The organism is Parasedimentitalea denitrificans (assembly GCF_011813015.1).
Classification (GTDB): Bacteria; Pseudomonadota; Alphaproteobacteria; order Rhodobacterales; family Rhodobacteraceae; genus Parasedimentitalea; species Parasedimentitalea denitrificans.
In genome coordinates this window covers 39930-60407 of sequence record NZ_QHLQ01000023.1, presented here as the reverse complement: position 1 = coordinate 60407, position 20478 = coordinate 39930, and the positions used below count along the sequence as shown (strand labels likewise).

17 protein-coding genes and 1 tRNA gene are annotated in these 20478 nt (G+C 53.5%); 12 read left to right on the top strand and 6 right to left on the bottom strand.

The window, feature by feature from the left end; translation table 11 throughout:
* Positions 1 to 389: 389 nt before the first annotated feature.
* Positions 390 to 465: transfer RNA gene (locus tag DL239_RS18255), tRNA-Thr, on the bottom strand.
* A gap of 175 nt (positions 466 to 640) precedes the next feature.
* Here DL239_RS18255 and DL239_RS18250 point away from each other — a divergent pair.
* Genes DL239_RS18250 through modC form a run of 4 tightly spaced genes read left to right on the top strand, consistent with a single transcriptional unit; the run spans position 641 to position 4078 of the window.
* Positions 641 to 1516 (top strand): hypothetical protein, encoded by an 876-nt coding sequence (locus DL239_RS18250; protein WP_167685536.1) that lies wholly within the window; start codon positions 641 to 643, stop codon positions 1514 to 1516.
* Positions 1517 to 1521: 5 nt separating this feature from the next.
* Positions 1522 to 2298, top strand: a complete 777-nt coding sequence (gene modA, locus DL239_RS18245; RefSeq protein ID WP_167685535.1) for a molybdate ABC transporter substrate-binding protein — start codon at positions 1522 to 1524, stop codon at positions 2296 to 2298.
* On the top strand, positions 2295 to 2993 hold the full coding sequence (gene modB / locus DL239_RS18240) for a molybdate ABC transporter permease subunit (protein ID WP_167685534.1): 699 nt from the start codon (positions 2295 to 2297) through the stop codon (positions 2991 to 2993). Before modA ends, modB begins: the two co-directional genes overlap by 4 nt.
* A complete protein-coding gene (modC, locus tag DL239_RS18235) occupies positions 2990 to 4078 on the top strand; it encodes a molybdenum ABC transporter ATP-binding protein (protein WP_167685533.1) in 1089 nt (362 codons plus the stop codon). The genes modB and modC overlap by 4 nt, the downstream gene beginning before the upstream one ends.
* Before the next feature lie 40 nt (positions 4079 to 4118).
* Here the strand turns inward: modC and DL239_RS18230 are convergent, their stop codons facing one another.
* On the bottom strand, positions 4119 to 4622 hold the full coding sequence (locus DL239_RS18230; protein ID WP_167685532.1) for a hypothetical protein: 504 nt from the start codon (positions 4620 to 4622) through the stop codon (positions 4119 to 4121).
* A gap of 142 nt (positions 4623 to 4764) precedes the next feature.
* On the opposite strand from DL239_RS18230, the gene DL239_RS18225 reads away from it, so the two are divergent.
* Positions 4765 to 5754 carry a GT-B fold glycosyltransferase domain-containing protein gene (locus DL239_RS18225; RefSeq protein WP_167685531.1) on the top strand — a complete coding sequence of 330 codons (990 nt, stop codon included), beginning with the start codon at positions 4765 to 4767 and terminating at the stop codon, positions 5752 to 5754.
* 123 nt (positions 5755 to 5877) lie between these two features.
* Positions 5878 to 7170, top strand: a complete 1293-nt coding sequence (locus tag DL239_RS18220; RefSeq protein ID WP_167685530.1) for an O-acetylhomoserine aminocarboxypropyltransferase/cysteine synthase family protein — start codon at positions 5878 to 5880, stop codon at positions 7168 to 7170.
* Between the two features lie 50 nt (positions 7171 to 7220).
* Here DL239_RS18220 and DL239_RS18215 read toward each other — a convergent pair whose 3' ends face one another.
* A complete protein-coding gene (locus DL239_RS18215) occupies positions 7221 to 7943 on the bottom strand; it encodes an SIMPL domain-containing protein (protein ID WP_167685529.1) in 723 nt (240 codons plus the stop codon).
* A gap of 172 nt (positions 7944 to 8115) precedes the next feature.
* Here DL239_RS18215 and DL239_RS18210 point away from each other — a divergent pair, with 172 nt between their 5' ends.
* The 4 genes from DL239_RS18210 (at position 8116) to DL239_RS18195 (ending at position 12991) form a co-directional block, all read left to right on the top strand.
* Positions 8116 to 10692, top strand: coding sequence for a hypothetical protein (locus tag DL239_RS18210; protein ID WP_167685528.1), 2577 nt, complete (start codon positions 8116 to 8118; stop codon positions 10690 to 10692).
* Positions 10693 to 10706: 14 nt separating this feature from the next.
* A complete protein-coding gene (locus tag DL239_RS18205) occupies positions 10707 to 10904 on the top strand; it encodes a hypothetical protein (protein ID WP_167685527.1) in 198 nt (65 codons plus the stop codon).
* A 333-nt stretch (positions 10905 to 11237) separates the two neighbouring features.
* Entirely contained in the window at positions 11238 to 11693 is a 456-nt protein-coding gene (locus DL239_RS18200; protein WP_167685526.1) for an Lrp/AsnC family transcriptional regulator, read from the top strand.
* 77 nt (positions 11694 to 11770) lie between these two features.
* On the top strand, positions 11771 to 12991 hold the full coding sequence (locus tag DL239_RS18195; RefSeq protein ID WP_167685525.1) for a PAS domain-containing protein: 1221 nt from the start codon (positions 11771 to 11773) through the stop codon (positions 12989 to 12991).
* 353 nt (positions 12992 to 13344) lie between these two features.
* Here DL239_RS18195 and DL239_RS18190 read toward each other — a convergent pair whose 3' ends face one another.
* Complete coding sequence (locus DL239_RS18190) at positions 13345 to 15729, bottom strand: thiamine pyrophosphate-binding protein (RefSeq protein ID WP_167685524.1); 2385 nt, start codon at positions 15727 to 15729, stop codon at positions 13345 to 13347.
* 24 nt (positions 15730 to 15753) lie between these two features.
* Entirely contained in the window at positions 15754 to 16959 is a 1206-nt protein-coding gene (locus tag DL239_RS18185; protein ID WP_167685523.1) for a methionine gamma-lyase, read from the bottom strand.
* Between the two features lie 111 nt (positions 16960 to 17070).
* On the opposite strand from DL239_RS18185, the gene DL239_RS18180 reads away from it, so the two are divergent.
* A complete protein-coding gene (locus tag DL239_RS18180) occupies positions 17071 to 17529 on the top strand; it encodes an Lrp/AsnC family transcriptional regulator (protein ID WP_167685522.1) in 459 nt (152 codons plus the stop codon).
* 30 nt (positions 17530 to 17559) lie between these two features.
* On the opposite strand, the gene DL239_RS18175 is transcribed toward DL239_RS18180, so the two are convergent.
* On the bottom strand, positions 17560 to 18585 hold the full coding sequence (locus DL239_RS18175; RefSeq protein ID WP_167685521.1) for an AraC family transcriptional regulator: 1026 nt from the start codon (positions 18583 to 18585) through the stop codon (positions 17560 to 17562).
* A 122-nt stretch (positions 18586 to 18707) separates the two neighbouring features.
* On the opposite strand from DL239_RS18175, the gene DL239_RS18170 reads away from it, so the two are divergent.
* Complete coding sequence (locus DL239_RS18170) at positions 18708 to 20477, top strand: acyl-CoA dehydrogenase family protein (protein WP_167685520.1); 1770 nt, start codon at positions 18708 to 18710, stop codon at positions 20475 to 20477.
* Position 20478 lies beyond the last annotated feature (1 nt).

Genomic DNA, 20478 nt, shown 5'->3' with positions numbered 1-20478 from the left:
AGACAAAGAAAAAGGCCTCGAGCGGATTATCGCTGTGAGGCCTTGTTTTATTGGTTGCGGGAGTAGGATTTGAACCTACGACCTTCAGGTTCGGAGCCTGATTGTCACTATTGATTCTGATACTACTTGGCATCAAATCACCGGCGACAATAACGACCAGCTATCCGCCCTTTCCAGCGCTAGCCATTGCAGAGCGGTGGATAGAGCTGGAAAGGGCGGCCTCTTTTGTCGGCATCCATGGCGACTTTTGCCATGCGCCTCACAAAAGAGACATGCGGGAAGGTCGAGGAGCGTCAGGGTATCATGAATCTTAAGTGGGTCTAGGAGTGGGGCTACAATAGTTTTTAGCAGTCTAACCAATTGATATATATTGCTTAAATGAATATTGATGGTGCCCCCACACGGACTCGAACCGCGGACCTACTGATTACAAATCAGTTGCTCTACCAGCTGAGCTATAGGGGCTTCCGAGGCACGGATTACCGGCTCTTCCAAAAGTGTGCAAGCGGCAAAAGCAATGTTATTGCACTTCGAATGCATTTTTTTGAAAGCGACCTTCCTTGGACTACAAATTTGACCTGACAAGCTGGGCGCTTTAGTCAATACAAGTTGACGATAACACGAAGGACCAAACTTTAAGATGCAGGTTATTGTGCATACGGGTGCTCATGCCACCGAAGAAGACCGCCTGCTGAAAAGTCTGTTGCGCAACAAGGAAGAGTTTTCCAAACGCGGTGTAGCTGTACCCGGTCCAGGCAAGTATCGCAGCCTGTTGAAAGAGTGTTTTGCTGCTTTGAATGCCGGCGAACCGGCAGAAGATTCACGAGATGTGTTGTGGGATGCCATTCTTGACGAAGAGGAAGCTGATCGGGTGGTGCTATCAAACCCGCATTTCTTTGGATCACAGCGCAGCGCCCTAGAGAATAACAGACTGTATCCAGAGGCTGTGCAGCGCATGCAGCACCTGCAACAGCTGTTCCCTTACGATCAAATCGAGCTTTTTATGGGGATGCGCAACCCGGCTGGTTTTTTACCCGCCCTGTTAAAAAAGGCCTCAAAGCAGAGACTACGAGAAGTCAGAAAGCAAACAGACCCACATCAACTTCGTTGGTCGGAAATGATGGGCCGACTGCGCCAAGATGTGCCAGATATCGCAATAACCGTTTGGTGTTATGAGGATATGCCATTGATCTGGGGGCAAATCCTGCGTGATATGGTCGGTCTTGAACCAAACGAAGCGATCTTAGGTGACCTCGATTTACTCTCTACTATTTTATCTACCGAAGGCATGACACGCCTGCGCAGCTACTTGGCGGCCCATGGCGACATGAGCGAAATGCAAAAACGCCGTGTTTATTCTGCTTTTCTAGACAAATTTGCGCTGGAAGACGCACTAGAGGAAGAGTTGGACATGGCCGGGTGGACCGACGAGCTGGTGGACGATCTGACCGAACTCTACGACGAGGACATGTATCACCTTCAGCGCATCCCAGGCGTCACATTGATTGAACCCTAACCTGTATGATCACGTTAATCCGCCCTCTTTGCCGCCTTGCCTCAACCCTGGCAGTTTGCGCGACATTAATTCCAGCCGCCCTTGCCGCCGAGGATGTCACGGTTTTTGCCGCCGCCAGTTTGAAAAGTGCCTTGGACGAATTGATCAAGGTATATCCGGGTGACACCATACACATTGCCTATGGCGGTAGCTCCTCGCTAACACGGCAAGTTATGCAAGGCGCCCCTGCACAGTTATTCATCTCTGCGAACCAAAGCTGGATGGATATTCTGGAGCGTGACGGATTTCTGATCGAAAACAGTCGCATCGACCTTTTGGGCAATCGGTTGGCGCTTGTTGCCGCGCCGGACACTACAGTTCAACTACCACCTGCCCCCGGTTTTGACCTGGCTACCGCAATTGGCGACGGTGTTCTGGCAATGGCGCTGGTCAAGGCTGTTCCTGCGGGTATCTATGGAAAACAGGCCCTATCGGCGCTGGGTGCTTGGGATGGCATTAAAGGTAAAATTGCGCAGGCTGACAATGTACGTGCCGCGCTACGGCTGGTTGCTTCAGGCGAAGCCTCGATTGGGGTTGTCTATGCGACCGATTTGGGGGCCTCGTCTGATGTTCGGTTGCTCGGTCTGTTCCCGGCCGACAGCCATACACCGATTCACTACCCTATGGCCCTGATTGATCCGACCACCGCTGACGCGCGAGCAGTATATGACTTTCTAAACAGCGCGACGGCACGGGCGGTGTTTGCCAAACACGGGTTCTCTGACCCACAGGAGCAACCGTGAGCAGCTGGCTAGGCCCAGAGGAATGGTGGGCTCTAGGCCTGTCGTTGAAGGTTGCATTTTGGGCGACGCTTTTGAACCTGCCGTTTGCAATATTGGTGTCTCATGCTCTGGCACGCTGGCAATTCGCGGGAAAGCAATCACTGAATGCCTTGGTCCACCTGCCATTATTCCTGCCGCCTGTAGTGACCGGCTACCTTTTGCTGATTACTTTTGGCCGTCGCGCACCGCTTGGGGCGTGGCTGGAAGAAACCTTTGGACTGGTCTTGGCATTTCGTTGGACGGGTGCGGTGCTGGCAGCCGCCATTATGGGGTTTCCATTGATGGTTCGTGCGATCCGGCTCGCGATAGAGGCCGTAGACCCCAAGCTGGAACAGGCTGCCGCCACACTAGGGGCGTCGCGCTTCTGGGTTTTTGCAACGGTCACCCTGCCCCTTGTTCTGCCAGGGCTAATCGCCGGGGCCGTTCTTGGCTTTGCCAAGGCTATGGGTGAGTTTGGCGCGACCATCACCTTTGTGTCCAACATCCCTGGCCAAACCCAAACCCTGCCATCGGCCATCTATGGTTTCTTGCAAGTACCAGACGGGGAAACCGACGCCCTGAAGCTGGTAATTGTTTCAGTTGTAGTTGCCATGGCGGCGCTGATTGCGTCCGAAGTGCTGGCCCGCAAAGCTGCAAAACGGATCAGTGGACGATGAGCCTGTCTGTAGATATCAGCCACCAAATCGGCGACCTGACTGTTGATGTAGCATTTCAGGCTCCCAATGGGATTACCGCTCTTTTTGGGAAATCCGGTTCTGGCAAAACAACAGTCATCAATGCAGTCGCAGGTCTACTCACACCGAATGACGGACGAATAGCCACACAGTCAGAGGTTCTGTTTGATAGCAACGCCAAGATTAATGTGCCGGTGCACCGCCGACGACTGGGATATGTCTTCCAGGACTCGCGCCTGTTTCCACATCTTACTGTGCAAGGAAACCTAACCTACGGAATGCGCTTTGCACCCAAACAAAGCACAGGCCCAAACCTAGAAGACATCACCGAACTGCTCGGCATTACTCCCCTACTGCATCGTCGTTCGGGATCTCTGTCTGGCGGCGAAAAGCAGCGTGTAGCTATCGGACGCGCACTGCTATCGCACCCACGAATGCTGCTGATGGACGAACCTCTTGCCGCGCTCGACTCTGCGCGCAAGGATGAAATCCTACCTTTTTTGGAGCAGCTTCGCGATACAACTGGCGTCCCCATTCTTTATGTTAGCCATTCAGTCGCCGAAGTCGCAAGGCTGGCGACAACGGTAGTGGTGTTAGAGAATGGAAAAATGGTTCAGGCTGGCTCAACAGAGCAAGTATTCTCAGATCCTGCAATGGTGCGCCAACTCGGCATTCGAAAAGCGGGCTCTGTTCTACCTGCCGAAGTAAAGGAACATCACAACGATGGGCTGACAGAATTGTCTGTGTCGGGTGGTCGACTATTCCTGCCACAGATCAACCTACCACCCACTGCTAGTACCCGCGTTCGAATTCTGGCGCAGGATGTGATCCTGTCGCGCGATTTGCCGGCAGGTTTATCCGCACTGAATGTCCTGTCAGGCACTATTACCGACATCCGCTCGGGTGGAGGGCCAGGTGTCGTCGTTCAAATGCGATGTGGAAGCGACCTACTATTGGCGCGCATCACCCAACGGTCAGCAAATGCGTTGCATCTTGAACCCGGATTACCGTGTCATGCCATCGTTAAATCTGTTTCGGTGGCCCGTCATGACGTTGGCAACACCTGACTAACGCCTGAAACATAGCGCACCGCAGGACAGCGCATTTTCAGTTCTGCGGCTGCCCCATTCGGTTGAATATCACCTGCTCTTTTGTCAGATCGTCATAGGTGATGTGAACTTCGATCCGGTTGACTGACCCAAGTTCAAAACTGCGGTACGGCAGGCCATCTGCATCCGTAATCCCATTGGGTGCACCCTGATCCAAATGACACTCAGGCAAGGGCCAAACTTCGGGTGTAGCCCCATTAATACCCAGCTTCATTTCCAGCAAACCACAGCGCCAAGCCCATAGATGGGTAACATAGAGAAGATCCTGTCCGTCAAATTCACGGACTGAAATCCAATTTCCTTTGGTCATTCCCAGTATGGGTTTCACTTCAACTGCGGTGGTGAACTGACCAGAAGGCACCTGCGGCTCTGCAACGAGTGCCATCTCAGTTGGCTGAGACGGCACCTCGACAGGCGCGACAGTCACGGACCCTGTCGACACACTCCCACCACTTGCTGACTGTATCCCTGCTGCCAATACAGCCACAAAAAGATCAAACATTCCTTCAAACTCCAATACTTGCAACTATGCGAAGAAAATCTCGCTGTGACACGATTGTAGACTTTTGGACCGGTGTTGCCACATCTATAGTCGTGCCAACAGAGAACAGTGGTCCTTGGCAAGGCTGCAACACGAGGTCGACATGGGCAAAACTTCATTTAACGTGATGATTGTAGGTCAATCAGGGCGCCTCCAGTATGAGGCCCTGCTGTTTGCTGCCTCGCTACGCCACTGCTCGCCCGATTTTGACGGCCGTCTGTTTGTCGCCGTGCCGCAGCGCGGCCCAAACTGGGACAATGACCCCAGTATCCGCGATATGGCAGTCCTGCAGGCGCTAGAACAGTTAGGGGCTGAAATTCTGCCGTTTGAAAACACTGTGTTTGGGCAGGACTACCCCTACGGCAACAAAATCGAGGCCCTAAAAGAAATGCCCGAGGGCGAACCGTTTGTGTTCTTTGATACTGACACCCTGATCACCGGTGATCTAATGTCGGTGCCTTTTGATTTCTCTCGTCCCTCTGCCTCACTGCGCCGCGAAGGAACTTGGCCGAAACCAACGCTCTATGGCCCCGGATACACCGAGATTTGGCGTTCTCTTTACACCCGGTTTGGGCTCGACTTTGACAGCAGCTTGGACCTGACCCAACCAGATGAGTACTGGCAACGGTATCTCTATTTCAACGCTGGTTTCTTCTACAGTGCCTGCCCACGGGCCTTTGGAAAGCGCTTTTTGGTCTACGCCCAGTCAGTACGCAATGACCTACCGCCCGAATTGATTGGGCAATCGTTGGATCCTTGGCTGGATCAGATTGTTTTGCCACTGGTGATACAATCCTTTGGTGGCGGTCGTGATACCCTGCCAGCCGGATATCTGGACGGGGATGTCAGCTGCCATTATCGGTTTTTGCCGCTGCTTTACGCCCGCGAAAGTGATCGGGTTGTCGAGGTCCTGCAAGAGATAAGCGCCCCCAACAAGCTGAAAAAGGTGCTAAAGGGATCTGACGCCATCAAACGCATGGTATTTCAGGGACGTGGCGAAAAAGTGCGCGCAATGTTTGATCGCGAAAACCTGCCTCGACGCGAACAGGCGATCCGAAATCAAATCAAGAAGGCCGGATTCTGGATGCGGTAAGCCCCAGAATTAGACTTCCTGTTCTTTTGCGGTTTCAAAATGTGTGTTCACGCTTGCGTTGTGCTAGGCAATCGAGTGTTTTAGTGCCCGACCAATACGTTATTTGTTTAGGGAGACAGCACGATGACCGACGCCCCCACCCATGGTTTTGATACCTTGCAAATTCACGCAGGTGCCAAGCCTGACCCAGCGACTGGTGCACGCCAGACGCCGATCTATCAGACAACGGCCTATGTGTTTCGCGATGCAGACCACGCGGCAGCATTGTTTAATCTGCAAGAAGTCGGGTTCATCTATTCGCGTCTAACAAACCCCACCGTGGCTGTTCTTCAGGAACGGATTGCTACTTTGGAAGGTGGCGTAGGCGCGGTATGCTGCTCTTCGGGCCATGCGGCTCAAATCATGGCTCTGTTTCCACTGATGCAGCCGGGCTGTAATGTCGTGGCCTCGACCCGCCTGTACGGCGGCACGGTTACGCAGCTGAGCCAGACTATCAAGCGCTTTGGCTGGGAAGCCAAGTTTGTCGATACCGACGATCTGGATGCGGTGGCTGCCGCAATCGACGAAAACACCCGCGCGGTATTCTGTGAATCCATCGCCAATCCGGGCGGCTATGTCACCGACATTCGTGCACTGGCCAATGTGTCGGATGCCGCTGGCATTCCATTGATCGTCGATAACACTTCGGCGACACCGTATCTGTGTAACCCGATCAAACAAGGCGCAACACTGGTCGTGCATTCGACCACCAAGTACCTGACAGGCAACGGCACCGTTACAGGTGGCTGTATTGTTGATTCAGGAAACTTCGATTGGTCTGCCAACGACAAGTTCCCCTCTCTCAGTGCACCGGAACCAGCCTATCATGGGCTGAAGTTCCACGAGACTTTTGGCGGGTTGGCTTTCACCTTTCACGGCATTGCCATCGGTCTGCGGGATCTGGGCATGACCATGAACCCACAAGCAGCGCACTATACGCTGATGGGCATTGAAACCCTATCCTTGCGGATGCAGCGCCATGTGGAAAACGCTGAAACGGTTGCCACTTGGTTAGAGAATGACGACCGGGTTGACTATGTGACCTACGCAGGGCTGCCGTCGTCGCCTTACTACGACCGCGCCAAAAGCTGCTACCCAAAAGGCGCCGGCGGGCTGTTCACTTTTGCCGTCAAGGGCGGCTATGATGCCTGCGTCAAGCTGGTGAACGCACTGGAAATCTTCAGCCACGTGGCTAACCTTGGCGATACCCGGTCGCTGATCATCCACTCTGCTTCGACCACACACCGGCAACTGTCACCCGAGCAACAAGAGGCTGCAGGGGCTGGTCCAAACGTTGTGCGCCTATCTATCGGTATCGAAGACAGCAAGGATTTGATCGCGGACTTGGACCAGGCGCTGGCCAAAGCCTGCGGCTAAATAATGCAAAACAATATGTGGAAGAGGCCGGGCGATGTTCCCGGCCTTTTTTATTTTACTTCTTCAGACGGTAATATGGCAAAAACCACCGAAACATTGTGAGAAAAACTCAACTGTCCTGCCTCAACCGGCATTGCCGAACTGCGAGCCATTTCCATAGCCATGGGACGACCACCTCCACCGCCACCATGATCAGTTATCGACAGAACGGGACCCAGAGTAACCTCTGCAGCCTCAGCCAATTGTTCAGCCTTGCGAATGGCGTCTTTCACTGCTGTGCCACGTATCTGGTTCTGAACCTCAGCTGGATCAGCAACGCCAAACTGCAACCCCCGGAACTCATTGGCCCCAGCTTGCAACACCTGATCCAAAATCTCTCCTAGACTGTCCAGGTCCCGAACCCGCACTTGCAAAGTGTTGCTAGCCGTAAAACTAGTAATTTTGCGATCGTTACTACTGCTCAGTGACCCGGCTCGGGCCCAATTAGGTGAGACTGATATCTGCTGGGTCTGCATATCATCTGGATCAAGACCAGCCCGATGCAACCGGTCGATCACCGCAACCATTGATTTGGACACAGTCCGCATTGCGTCAACCGCCTGATCGGCCTCGTCGGTGACGCCCAAAGTAATCATGGCCAACGATGGGGGGACTTCAATTTGGGCCTCGCCGGTGACCGAGATCTGCCGTTGCGCAGGTAAATCGGCCGCCAACCCAAAGCCGCCAGACAGCACGAGCATCAGGGTTGATACAACAAATCGATTACACTTCATTTGGAAATCCTTTCTGAAACCAGAAAAATGGTGGCAAAGTTGGGCACTTACAAGGCTGATCATGTGTGTTTTACTTTTCCTCGGCCCTCCCATACTCTAGAGTACGGGGGGCAGGACGACATGGTTGCAACACCGTCGTGGGCACAAACGATTTGGATGGTCAAACCACATAATGAAACCAAGCTTTGCGCTATCGCTATCTCCGGATGGCATTTCCCTATTACACCGGGCCGCCGGAGGCTGGCGGCTGGTCGGAAGTGTCGCTCTTGATACCTCTGATCTTGGTGCAGCACTTGCGGGTTTACGCGCAAAGGCAGTGCAGCTGGCTCCTGGTAAGATATTCTGCAAGCTGATCGTCCCAAATAGCCAAATCCGCTACATTACGTTAGAGACCGGCCCGGTTGATGCCGACGCTCGAATGGACCTTGCACTGGCAGCTCTGGACGGCGCCACACCGTATCCAGTGGACGAACTGGCCTTTGACCTGTCAGAGGACGGGCCATTAACCCACGTAGCTGCTGTTGCCATCGAGACCTTGGAAGAGGCCGAGTCATTTGCTGACAGTCACGGCTTTGCCCCCACAAGTTTTGTTGCCGCACCCGGTGATCAGGCCTTTTTGGGCGAGCCTTTCTTTGGCACCACCCGATCGATCAGAGGCACCGATGTAGAACCCGATGGCATTGCTGTGGTGAATATCGGCCCAGCCGAAATTCCCGCGTCACAACCTGATCCTGAACCAGCACCATCTATCGACGACATCTCTGAGAGCACCGACACAGAGGCGCAATTCAGCCATGGGGCACCTGATCAACCCATCGAAACTGACTTGGTTGACCTATCCATTCCAAGCGACGAACCCCCAATTGCCGCTCCAGCTTTCAGTAGCCGACGTCACAAACCATCTAATGGGGCCCCAGTTCTGCAAGGCGCGACCCGGACACCTCCGGCAGCAGGCAGTCCAATTGTAGCTTCAGACCCGGTCCCTTCTCAGGATGCCGATTCAGCCCCCCCCGAGCCTACTGAAATGGCAATACGGGCCCCCACAGCTGAGGCCGTTGACCCTCCAGAGGGGGTTTCATCCGACCCTTTTCTGTCAATACCACCAGAACAGATACCAACGCCTACCGTCACCGGCCCGGACCGGGATCCAATTCCTGCTGCACCACAACCATCTGGGAACGACACTGCATTCACAAGTCGCCGGCAGCCTGAAACTGCGCCGGAAAAATCAAATCCTCCCCGCAAGGCAACTCGAAACCAACCATCTCCAGCTAAGTCAGCGAAACCCGGAAAGCTCGGCAACTCTCCATTTGGGTCACGTGAACCCATGGACGTTGGTGGCAAACCCCGTTTTCTCGGCCCCATTTTAGTTGCAGCTTTGTTGCTGTTCATGGCTGCGGTCGCCGCTTGGGCTATCTATTCAAAGACTACGTGGCTTTCTTTTGACCGGGACACTAGCGCTGAAGACGCCATTTCTGCCCCGTCGCCAGTCGAAGAAATCGTGCCGCCCAAACCGCCTGACGCCGACCCGTCACTTGCTGTCCCAAAAATTGAGGCGACACCGGACCAACCGCTTGAAATCATTGTCCCTCAGGTCAGCGCACTACCAGAAAACCTGACAGATAGGGCTACTAGCCCTGTCGCAACCGCCCCCCTCGCTGAAACGCTGACGGGTCCCGACATTGCCGTTCTTGGCGCACTGCGTGAGCCAACCCGCACAGATCTGGACGTCGAAGCCATATCTGATGGCGTCGAAAACGGCCCGCAGACACCTACCGTTACAGAGCCTTCCCAGGCCGCTCAGTATGCAGCAGTAGGAATTTGGCAGCGCGTGCCTGAGGTTCCGAAATTGCCGGCAGTAATTAGCCTTGATGACCTATATGTTGCATCGATTGATAATACTGATCTGTCGCAAGATGCCGTTGCCTTGCCACTGCCGGATACTTTGACCACCGACGAAGCACTGAATTCAATCACTTCTCCAGCTACAGCCGGCAGTGCGTTCGATTTAGACGAACGTGGTTTGGTACGCGCCACTCCTGAAGGTACGATGAACCCTGACGGAGTAATGGTCTACTTGGGCCGTCCCAGTCGCGTCCCCCCACCCACGCCCAGTCGCCCCGACCCAGAGGCCGAAGCTGAGGTAAGTGAACAACAGGCAGTATTGGCAAGAATTCGGCCACGTGCGCGCCCTGATGACTTGGTGGAGCGGGCAGAACGCGCACAGCTAGGAGGTCTCAGCTTGGCTGAACTGGGACAAAAGCGGCCTCGGTCTCGGCCAGCCAGTTCAAGACCAGCCAACGAAGACAGCCTCCCCACTACAGAACAAGCAATCGCCACATCAACTGTTCCCAGATCACGACCGGCCAACTTTGCCAATCTCGTCGATCGAGCACAGCGGAACACCAATAATAATGTGCCTGCCTCGGCTTCGGCTTCCACTGCCGGCATTCTCAATCAGCCTTCGTCGGTGGCCCCTGCCACTGTAACGCCGTCGATCCCTACCTCTGCATCGGTCGCAAGGCAGGCTACGATGGAGAACTCAATTAACCTGCGTAAGGTAAATTTGATCGGCGTGTATGGAAAACCCTCTAATCGCCGCGCGCTGGTTCGGCTGTCCTCGGGGCGATACAAAAAGGTCAAAGTCGGCGATAGAATTGATGGGGGTCAGGTAGTGGCCATCGGAGATGCTGAGTTACGCTACCAAAAAGGCGGTCGCAACGTGACCTTGAAAATTCCCAACGGGTAGCGCCCCGGGATTTGTTGAACGACGACGTTGAACTATCCGATGCAACGAGTTTCCTACTGCTTTTATGCAAGCAATTTGATGCGGTTTTGAAACCAATCAGCAAACAATCCCCACAAGTTGGCATTTCAGAAGCTGAGAGGCAAAAACGCCCCTCAAAAAGTGATATCACCCAGCATATCGCCCAAACTTGGCCTCTAACGTTGTTCTATTGACGCCCAGACGTTGTGAAACCGAAAGTTCTGTTAACTTGTTTAGTCTGACATTAAATTTCCGCTAGAGCGAGTACGCTCAACCGATAATTGCATCCACACCACAAAATAAACGATAAAACCAACTTCATTTGCGCGCAAACAATTATTTATAGGGTTAGGAAGGTGACGAAATCCAACAATGTTAAACGGCGGTTTTCCACTTGGTTGCACAATCTCGCATAAAAAGATCAAAACCCGCGCGAAAGCTGTTGATTTGCAAAGTTTCCTGCATAATGTAGGCACTAACTGCGCAAAAATGTCGATTTCATCCAAAATTTTGACGAAGATACGTAAATGCTAGACCCCACAGACACGACCCTACTCGCAGCATTACAAGAGAACGCACATTTGACTGCTCAGCAACTGGGTGAGCTGCTAAATCTTTCCCCCAGCCAGGCAGGAAGACGTCGCCAAAGGCTGGAAGACGAGGGCTATATTCAAGGGTACTTTGCGCGGCTTGACGCAACAAAAATAGGGCTTTTGATCCAAGGGTTTGTACAAGTTCACCTGGGCAGCCACGGTCCGGAACAGTCATCCAGTTTCGCCCGTCTGATCAGCACGCGGCCCGAAATCACCTCTGCCTGGACGATGACCGGAGACGCCGATTACCTTTTACGCGTATATTGCGCAGATCTGCCCGGATTGAACGCATTGCTGCATGACGTCCTACTACCACATCCAGCTGTAGCAAGGGTTCAAAGCCAGATTGTTATGGACCAAATCAAGAGCGACGCCCCACTCCCCACATGATTGTAAGTTAAGAGTTTTGGAAGGAATGTCCATTAAAGAGTTATGGCGAACAACATAACCAGAATCGGATCAAAAAATTGTCTTTTCAGGATCGTCGTAAAGAAAGCCGACCACTTTCTGGTGAAGCCCCATTTGGTTTGGGCGAAGTATTCTTCTCTCGTACTGACGATCGCGGTGTCATACGTGCCTTCAACTACGTTTTCCAGCGTGTGTCAGATTATCAGCCCGAAGATCTGTTGGGCAAACCACACAAGATGATCCGCCACCCTGACATGCCACGCGGCGTGTTTCAGGTGTTCTGGGATACTTTGAAGGCCGGTGAAGTCATTGGGGCCTATGTCAAAAACAAAGCAGCAGACGGACTGCATTACTGGGTATTTGCAGTTGTAGTGCCTTGCGGAGATGGTTTTCTATCTGCACGCATCAAGCCTACCAGCCCTCTATTCACAAAAATCGTCACTGAATATGAAGATCTTCTGGCGGCCGAGAAAAAAGAAGGCCTGAGCCCAGAAGACAGTGCGCTACGCCTTCTCGACAGGCTAAAAGAACTTGGCTTTCCCGACTATCACAGCTTTGCCGCTCATGCACTGACCGAAGAATTGATGGCAAGAGATGCTGGACTGAAGAATGAAGAAGATCGGAAGATCAAAGATTTCCGATCTATGCTTCAGAATTCTGAGGATCTGACCAAGGAAACAGATGCTCTGGTTCAAGAGTTTGAAGCCATGCGAACCATCCCACATAACTTGCGTGTCATCGCATCCCGCATCGAACCTGCCGGTGGACCAGTGACGGTTCTATCTCAGAACTACGGGACAATGTCGCGCACCATGTCGGATTGGTTTGCGACCCACGTTCTGGGCGAGGAAAGCAACTTTGCTTCAATCAAAAGTGCTGTGAACGACAGCATGTTCGTTGAATGCGTGGCCCGAATTTTGGTCGAGTGTACTACAGAGTTAAACAAAGAGCGCCGCACTATTGATGGCATTTCCATGGAGGGGGAGCGCAATATCCTTGCGAAACTCGAATCTGACCAGCGAGAGCGCGCGCGCGCGGGTTTTATGAATGTCAATTCCGAGGCTGACCGCATCCTGAATGCCTGCAAAGTCATGCATCGCCATTTCCTTGGGCTCAGCTCTACACGTGTTTTGTGTAAAATCGAGAGCGCCCGGCTGCCCACCGAAGGAGAGGCATTAACCGCCATCATCGATCAGCTAGGCGTTTTTCAGGGCAGGATCTCGGCGCAATTGGACCGTATTGTCACGCTTAGCACCGAAATTCAGGCCGTCGAGCTCTAGGCACGGTTTACAATGAGGGCGGTAAAACGCTCTCTACACTATGTACTAATCGATGCAGATAGTAGCAGGCGCAACTAGATCCTTATCTTGGTTGCACCTGCTGTCTTGAACTACATTGCAATAATCAATGTGATATCCACGCTAGAGGCATCGCCGTTTACAAAACAGCTTCCTACAAAATTCATTTCCGAGACAATTCCCGTTTAGACAGTGCAGCACACACAACCAAGGCCCGCTAGCAAACAGTTTGGTTAAAACTATGAGTTAGCTGCAGGAATTCCGACATGCGTTGGTTTATATATTGAGCCAAGCGGTCTCACCGAATTCGGCGATCAAGTAGTCAAAATCCAACATTACGACGCCGCCGATAGGTAAGGAATTGTGCGCCCCTTGGTCAATCCATCAACGGATCGAACCAGTGCCTGCGCATCAATGCGGAAATGCTTGTATAGGTCACCAATCGATCCTGTTTGCCCAAAGTGTTCAACACCGTGCGGCACCGTCTGATGGCCATGAACTGAACCCAACCAAGACAACGTTGCAGGGTGGCCGTCAATGACAGTGATCAGTTTACAATGGCGCGGCAGATCCTTCAGCAGCGTCTCGACATGAGAGCAGGCAGAGGCGTTGCCGTTTGACCGTGCCCTCTGTGCCGCTGTCCAACCTGCGTTCAGCCGGTCGGCGGATGTCACGGCCAAGACCCCAACATCTCGGCGTCCCTCGCCGATGATCCCAGCCGCTTTGATTGCCTCGGGTGCCACAGCCCCTTGATAAGCGATTACAATCTCGCAATTGGCACCGGGTTTTCTCAGCCAGTATGCCCCGTCGATAGCCCCTTGGCGGAAATCCTCGTCGACGCGTTTACCCGGTTGCTCAATCGGATTGGTCGTCAGACGAAGATAGACAGAGCCACCGGTTTCATCACGCAGCCATGTGCGCTCATCCGGGTCGCTTCCGCCGTCTTTTTGCAGATAGGCGAAAGCCCACTCCATGATAACAGCCAATTCATCGGCAAAGGCAGGTTCAAACGCGGCCAGCCCGTCCTGTGACATCCCGATTAGCGGAGTGCCGATAGACTGGTGCGCACCACCTTCTGGGGCCAGAGTAACACCCGATGGCGTACCCACGATCATAAAACGCGCATCCTGATAGCAGGCGTAGTTCAGCGCATCGAGACCGCGAGCAATGAAAGGGTCATAGACCGTGCCAATTGGGATCAGACGCTTGCCAAACACTGAATGCGACAACCCAGCTGCAGCCAGTAGCAGGAACAGGTTCATCTCGGCGATGCCCAGTTCGATATGCTGGCCATTGGGCGCGAATTCCCATTTCGCAGTCGACGGGATGTTTTCCGCCTTGAAGGTGTCCTCTTGATGGGTGCGAGCAAACAGTTTGCGCCGGTTCACCCAAGGGCCCAGGTTTGTGGTTCCGGTGACATCAGGTGAAGTGGTCACAATGCGCTCAGCCAGCAGGCTGTCACCTTTCGACAGATCATCTAGGATCTTACCAAAGGCCATCTGTGTCGAGGTGTCGCGATCAGAAGATAATTCAATGGTCGGCACGTCAATGATATCATCATGATAACGACGTGCACCTTTGGCAAAGAATGCTGTTTGATCACAAAATTCCTGTAACGCCTTAGGGTCGGCTACAGTGGCGAACTTTTCCCACTCCTGCCCCGGCTCAACACCCATGTGCTTTTGCCATTCTGCCATCTGGGTTTTGTTCATCAACCCGCCGTGGTTGTCTTTGTGACCGGCAATTGGCGTACCCCAGCCCTTGACGGTATAGGCAAGGAAACAGACCGGGCGGTCATGATCGATTGCTTCGAAGGTCTCTGCCATGGTCTGTACGCAGTTACCGCCAAGGTTCTCCATCAGCGCCGCCAATTCGTCGTCGCTACGACGAGCAATCAGGGCCGTGACATCACCTTGATCGCCCAGGCTTTCCATTAGGCGTTCACGCCAGACAGAGCCGCCCATAAAGGTCAGCGCCGAGTACAGCTGGTTGGGGCAATTGTCGATCCAGCTGCGCAACTCCTCTCCACCGGGTTCTTTGAATGCAGCTTTCTGAAGGTGGCCGTATTTTACCCGGACAACATCCCAGCCAAAAGCGTCAAAAATCTGCTCGACCCGTTTAAACAGGCCTTCGCGCACCACACTGTCCAACGACTGGCGGTTATAGTCGATCACCCACCAGCAATTGCGCAGGTCGTTCTTCCAGCCCTCTTGCAGAGCTTCATAAATGTTACCCTCATCCAGCTCGGCATCACCTACCAGTGCAACCATCCGACCAAGGTTTAGATCTTCGCCCCAAGATTTGGCCTGAGTGTAATCCTGAACAATCGACGCAAAGGACGTAACCGCAACGCCAAGTCCAACTGAGCCGGTTGAGAAATCAACATCGTCGATGTCCTTGGTCCGCGAGGGGTAACTTTGCACACCACCAAACCCACGAAAGTTCTCCATTTTTTCACGGGTCTGATTGCCCATCAGATATTGAATGGCATGAAAGATAGGAGAGGCATGCGGTTTCACCGCCACACGATCCTCAGGCCGCAGCGCCGAGAAATACAACGCAGTCATGATCGATACCATCGACGCAGACGAAGCCTGATGACCGCCGACCTTGATGCCATCCGACTTGGGCCGGATGTGGTTGGCGTTGTGGATCATCCAATGTGACAACCAAAGCAACCGTTGTTCAATGGTTTTAAGATGCGTTTCGTGTTCAGTCATGCCTCTCCCCCTCTTTCTTCTTGCTTACGCCGCGTTGGACATTGGTGTTTGCGGCAAGGCCTGACGAAGATCAGCCAGAATATCGTCGATCCCCTCCAGCCCAACAGACAATCGCACCAAGCCTTCGCTGATACCATGCTCGGCCCGCTCTTCTGGGGTGTAGGTGGAATGGGTCATGCTGGCTGGATGCTGGATCAGGGTTTCCGCATCGCCCAGCGACACGGCCCGTGTGATCAGTTCCAGTTTGTTCATCATGGCGCGGCCGGCCTCTAGCCCGCCCTCTAGTTCAAAAGCAATCATGCCGCCGGACTGCGACATCTGACGTGCGGCCAGATCGTACTGTTCAAAGCTTGGCAAACCCGGATACCAAACCTTTTGCACACCCGGCGCCATTTCGAGCATTTCAGCAATTGCCTGGGCGCTGGAACAGTGACGGTCCATTCGCAGTTCCAGTGTCTTCAAGCCACGCAGCACCAACATCGCGTTGAAAGGCGCCATAACTGCACCAGTCATGTCCTTCATGCCATACAGACGAATTTCTTGGATTAATTCAGCACTACCAACCAGCAGGCCAGCAACAACATCACCATGACCGCCAAGGTATTTGGTCGCTGAATGCAGTGCTAGATCAGCACCCAATTCAATCGGACGGGTCAGATACGGTGTTGCATAGGTGTTATCAACAATCACCGTAGCATTGCCCTGATGCGCGATGTCGGAAACTGCCCGAATATCAACCAGACGCATGTTCGGGTTCGCCGGTGTCTCAAAATAGACAACCTTTGTCTTTTCGCTCATCGCGTCGCACAGATTTTCTGGGTTGGTCAGGTCAACATGGGTGACTGTGACGCCAAATTTAGCCAGCCCGTGCTGCATAAAGGAGAACGTGCAACCATAGAGGGTCTTATCCAAGATAACCTCGTCCCCAGGAGACACCAAAGTCCAGATCGCAGAGGTGATCGCGCCCATGCCCGAGGCCAGTGCCAACCCGGCCTCTGCGCCTTCTAGTACCGCGATACGCTTTTCCAGCAGATCACACGTCGGGTTGGAAATGCGCGAATAGATGTGCCCTGCCCGTTCACCCGCAAACATATCACCACCGGCCTCGGCCGTTTCAAAAGCAAAGGTAGATGTCAGATGCAAAGGAGGAACAAGCGATCCCTCATTTTCCATCGGGTCGTATCCATGATGAATGGCACGGGTGGCAAAGCTATCGGATTGGTTGCGCATGGGTGTCTCCTCAATTCTTTACAGAAGAGTAGAGCCATTCGACACGGCAGATATTGCGATCAATGCCATTACCGGTGCATAGATTAGCATATTCTGCCAACGGAGCCCCAGATGGACCACAAAGATCGCCAGATTATCCGCGCATTGCAGCGAAATGGCCGGATGACGAATCAAGATCTAGCGGCAGAGGTCAACCTTTCGCCATCGCCCTGCTTGCGCCGGTTAAAGCTGTTGGAGAAAAGCGGTGCGATTAAAGGTTTTAGCGTCGATGTCGATGCCGCGGCTTACGGACTGCCGGTCACGGTATTTGTTCGCGTCTCACTTGAACGGCACACGGACGACTGCGTGCAACAGTTCGAGAAAAGTGTCAGTCAAGTTGACGAGGTGCTGGAATGTTTCGTGATGACCGGCATGTCAGATTATCTGCTACGGGTCGTCGTGGCTGATCTAAATGATTATGAGAACTTTGTGCGAAAACGGCTGCACCCCATTGGGGGCATCGCGTCTATCGACACAAGTTTTGTCTACGGTGTGGTCAAAAAAACAAGCGTATTCCCGGTAATAGTCTGATCATTCGACGTCCAGACTATCAGGCACGGCTCACCTCCCAGCGTTACGTCGCCGGTAGGCGCCCGGGGTAACGCTGGTCCACCGTTTAAACGCCCGGTGAAAATTCGCAGCCGAGGCAAAACCAATATCCTGTGAGATCGCCTCTATACTCTTATTCCCATGGGACAAATCACGGATTGCGATGTCGCGGCGCAGACCGTCCTTGATCCCCTGAAATGATGTGCTGTCTGCATCAAGCCGCCTGATCAATGTACGGGGCGTCAGGTTCAACGCCAGCGCGGCATCGCCAAGGTGATAATCCAGCCGGTCTGACAACAATAGCAGTTCGCGCACCCGTAGGGGTAAAGCATGTTCACGTGAGCTGGTAAAAATCCAATCCCGCGGCGCGCGGAGCAAAAAGTCCTGCATCTCGGAATCGCTGCGCGACACCGGCAAGCTGCCAGCCAAACCGGAAAAGATGATGCTGGACTGAGGCTGACCAAAACGAACCGGTGTGGGAAAAAGAATTGGATAGTCTTCGGCGAAATCCGGACGGTCAAAGACGAAACTGACATCACGCAATGGCAATTCTCGGCCTGTAAGCCACGAGGCGATGCCATGCGCCAGTTTCAGAAGAAGCATATGACCGAACCGTTGGGCCTCCTGTGGTCCGCGTGGCACCAGCATCAACCGCAGAGCCTCCTCTTCAGTTTCAAGTACAACGGCATAGTCATCAAGCAACAGGTTCCAGAATGACGAGAACCGAAACAAGGCCGCTGACAGCGATGACGCACCCCGCATCGAAGCACAAAGATGCTTGAGCGCGCCGGTACGGATAGTGCGGCTCCACAGGCCGGTCATCTCATCTCCGGTTTCAACCGCAACCAGCTGATACAATCGCACGATCTGGTCGTGTGTCACCCGAGCATGGGGCTGGACGGTATCGGTTAGGCCAATCTGATCCAGAAAACCTGCCAATTGCTGCGGTGGGCAATAGGTGCGCAGCCCCGCCAACCAATCCTCAAGAAAGGCTCGTGAAACGGTGGGCAGGATTGGTAGACGGCTATCTCGATTCATAGAACCGTTCTGTTGCAAGTTTTGTCACTTTTTGCAAGTTTTCCGTCTGCAAGAGAGATAGCCACGTGTCTGGTGTTCAGATATCTGGCTCAAATAGCAAATCCAGCAAGGACGACAAGCAGATGACTTTTGAAGCACCGATCAAAGATATGCTTTTCAATATTGAGCACCTCTCGGGCTGGTCAGAGGTGAATGACTTGCCACCTTATGGAACGTTAGAACTAGAAGATGTCGCCGCTGTCCTGTCGGAACTGGGCCGGTTCTGTGCCGAAGAAATCGCACCATTGAATACCCCAGGCGACGAGGTCGGATCACAGTTCAAGGATGGCAAAGTCATCATGCCGTCCGGGTTCGAAGATGCCTATACGCAATTTGTCGACATGGGCTGGCAAAGCCTGCCGCACCCAGAGGAGTACGGCGGGCAAAGCTTGCCGAGGGTTGTCGGGGCCGCAGCCACCGAGATCCTGAACGCCGCCAACATGAGCTTTGCTCTGTGTCCCTTGTTGACGGACGGTGCTATAGAAGCATTGCTAACCGTTGGCTCTGCAGAAACCAAAGACACCTATCTGACCAATCTGGTTTCCGGCAAATGGACCGGAACAATGAACCTGACAGAGCCACAGGCAGGTAGTGACCTTGCCTTGTTGCGCAGTCGGGCTGACCGGCAGGATGATGGCTCATATCAGATCACCGGCACCAAGATATTTATCACCTACGGCGAACATGACATGTCGGAGAACACCATTCATCTGGTGTTGGCACGCACAGCGGATGCCCCTGCTGGCGTCAAAGGTATCAGCCTGTTTCTAGTGCCAAAATACATGGTGAACGCGGATGGATCATTGGGCGACCAAAATTCAGTGCGCTGCCAAAGCATCGAGCACAAGCTGGGCATCAAGGCCAGCCCCACGGCTGTGCTGGAATTTGAGGGCGCGACTGGTTTCCTAATTGGCGAGGAAAACGCCGGTTTGAGCTATATGTTCAAAATGATGAACGCAGCTCGGTACACTGTAGGATTGCAGGGTGTCGCCATTGGAGAACGCGCCACTCAGGCTGCGCTGGCTTATGCCAAAGAGCGCATTCAAGGGCGCCCAGTTGATGGATCATCAAAAGACGCCGTCGCAATAGTCAACCACCCTGATGTACGCCGCCTATTAGCGCGCATGCGGGCGATGACCGAAGGCTGCCGTGCAATGGCAGCGTTTACTGCGGGCTGGCAAGATTTGTCTTTGCATGGTGAAACGCCCGAAGTTCGGGCCGAGGCCACTTCTATCCACGAGTTTCTGGTACCACTGGTCAAAGGTTACTGCACAGAGATGGGCGTAGAGACGGCCTCAAACGGGGTGCAGATTCACGGCGGTATGGGTTTCATCGAAGAGACCGGAGCGGCGCAGCACTACCGAGATGCGCGCATCCTGCCAATCTATGAGGGTACAACCGCCATTCAGGCCAACGACCTGATCGGCCGTAAAACCCTGCGTGATGGCGGCGCGACAGCCCTGCGCATGGTTGAAATGATAAAGCAGACCGAACAGGACCTGTCTCAGGGATCAAGCACGGCAAGGGCGATATCGGCACGGCTATCCAAAGCACGCACAGCGTTCCAATCCGTTGTGGACTACATGCTGGCAACCGGAAAGCAAGACATCAACGCCACATTCGCCGGTGGTGTTCCTTATCTGATGTTGGCCGGCAATTTGATTTCAGGCTGGCAGTTGGCTCGTTCCGCCTTGGTCGCCGAAGAAGCATTGGCTGCCGGAGATGACCCCGCGTTCATGGCAGCCAAAATCGCCTCTGCTCGCTTTTATGCCGAACACATCCTGCCCGATACGGAAACACAGCGCGACCGCGTTATGGAAGGCGCCAAGAGCCTGCTCGACTTTGCTCTGTAAC

Bases quoted from the DNA above. Each gene is read 5' to 3' on its own strand.
- DL239_RS18250 (WP_167685536.1), top strand. From the start codon at position 641: ATGCAGGTTATTGTGCATACGGGTGCTCATGCCACCGAAGAAGACCGC.
- modA (WP_167685535.1), top strand. From the start codon at position 1,522: ATGATCACGTTAATCCGCCCTCTTTGCCGCCTTGCCTCAACCCTGGCA.
- modC (WP_167685533.1), top strand. From the start codon at position 2,990: ATGAGCCTGTCTGTAGATATCAGCCACCAAATCGGCGACCTGACTGTT.
- DL239_RS18230 (WP_167685532.1), bottom strand. From the start codon at position 4,622: ATGTTTGATCTTTTTGTGGCTGTATTGGCAGCAGGGATACAGTCAGCA.
- DL239_RS18225 (WP_167685531.1), top strand. From the start codon at position 4,765: ATGGGCAAAACTTCATTTAACGTGATGATTGTAGGTCAATCAGGGCGC.
- DL239_RS18220 (WP_167685530.1), top strand. From the start codon at position 5,878: ATGACCGACGCCCCCACCCATGGTTTTGATACCTTGCAAATTCACGCA.
- DL239_RS18215 (WP_167685529.1), bottom strand. From the start codon at position 7,943: ATGAAGTGTAATCGATTTGTTGTATCAACCCTGATGCTCGTGCTGTCT.
- DL239_RS18210 (WP_167685528.1), top strand. From the start codon at position 8,116: ATGAAACCAAGCTTTGCGCTATCGCTATCTCCGGATGGCATTTCCCTA.
- DL239_RS18200 (WP_167685526.1), top strand. From the start codon at position 11,238: ATGCTAGACCCCACAGACACGACCCTACTCGCAGCATTACAAGAGAAC.
- DL239_RS18190 (WP_167685524.1), bottom strand. From the start codon at position 15,729: ATGACTGAACACGAAACGCATCTTAAAACCATTGAACAACGGTTGCTT.
- DL239_RS18185 (WP_167685523.1), bottom strand. From the start codon at position 16,959: ATGCGCAACCAATCCGATAGCTTTGCCACCCGTGCCATTCATCATGGA.
- DL239_RS18180 (WP_167685522.1), top strand. From the start codon at position 17,071: ATGGACCACAAAGATCGCCAGATTATCCGCGCATTGCAGCGAAATGGC.
- DL239_RS18175 (WP_167685521.1), bottom strand. From the start codon at position 18,585: ATGAATCGAGATAGCCGTCTACCAATCCTGCCCACCGTTTCACGAGCC.
- DL239_RS18170 (WP_167685520.1), top strand. From the start codon at position 18,708: ATGACTTTTGAAGCACCGATCAAAGATATGCTTTTCAATATTGAGCAC.